The 790-nt window shown below is 39.7% G+C and carries 1 protein-coding gene and 1 pseudogene; both read left to right on the top strand.

The features are described 5' to 3' along the window. Positions 1-549 (top strand): annotated as a pseudogene (locus ACM0OY_RS40525) (hypothetical protein); the annotation flags it as partial. A gap of 20 nt (positions 550-569) precedes the next feature. Next, a partial coding sequence (locus ACM0OY_RS40520; RefSeq protein ID WP_414574321.1) for a hypothetical protein occupies positions 570-790 on the top strand: 221 nt, incomplete at its 3' end.

Below are 790 nucleotides of genomic sequence, written 5' to 3'. Positions count from 1 at the left end.
GGCAAACCCTCAGAAGTCAAGGTAGAAGTACTAAAAGTTGTTCCAGAAGGAATGGGAGCATTATTTGGGCGTTCCCTTCCCAAAAAATTAACAGTGATAGATTTTGGCAACGGCACAACACTGTATTCTCGATATACCCAAGGAAAGCGCGAAGTACACACACCTTACCCAGTCGGTGTAGAAGTCCTCATCGATGAGATTGCCCAAAAAATGAAACATCTTAATGGGGGTAAAGTTGGGGACGCATCAAAGGTGCGATTTTGCTTAGAAAACGAACACACCAGATATAGTCGTGACATTGATATCAAAGATGTCTACATGGCTTGTTTTAAGGATTGGTATGAAAAATATTTGAAAAAAGTAGTAGGTATGGCACTGGATGCTAAACACCAAGGCGATGAAATTTGGGCAATAGGAGGCGGGTGTTTGTTGCCAGGGTACAAAAAGCTGTTAGAGAAAAATGGCTTCAAAGTCCTGGACAATCCGGTAGAGGCTAATGCTGCGGGATTACTAGAAATGGCCAAAGCAATAGTTAACAAAAATTCTTAAAAACCCAGTAGGAAAAAGCGATGCTCAATAATCAAGATAATGTCTCAGACAAAGTACGCATTAGAAATAGTTATCGTCAACGCATACTCGCTGAGGCTAAACAATTAGACAAAAGCTATTTGGAAACGGTTCATTTCATCATTGATTGCTATTTTGCATTCAAAAAAGGAGTGTTGAATATACAGCAACCAACAGCTTATACATCTGATTTTAATGGCATAGATACCAATTCAGGAGCATC

Source organism: Nostoc sp. CCY 9925 (assembly GCF_963920935.1).
In the GTDB taxonomy this organism is placed as follows: Bacteria; Cyanobacteriota; Cyanobacteriia; order Cyanobacteriales; family Nostocaceae; genus Nostoc.
This window is presented reverse-complemented; position numbering and strand designations above follow the sequence as displayed.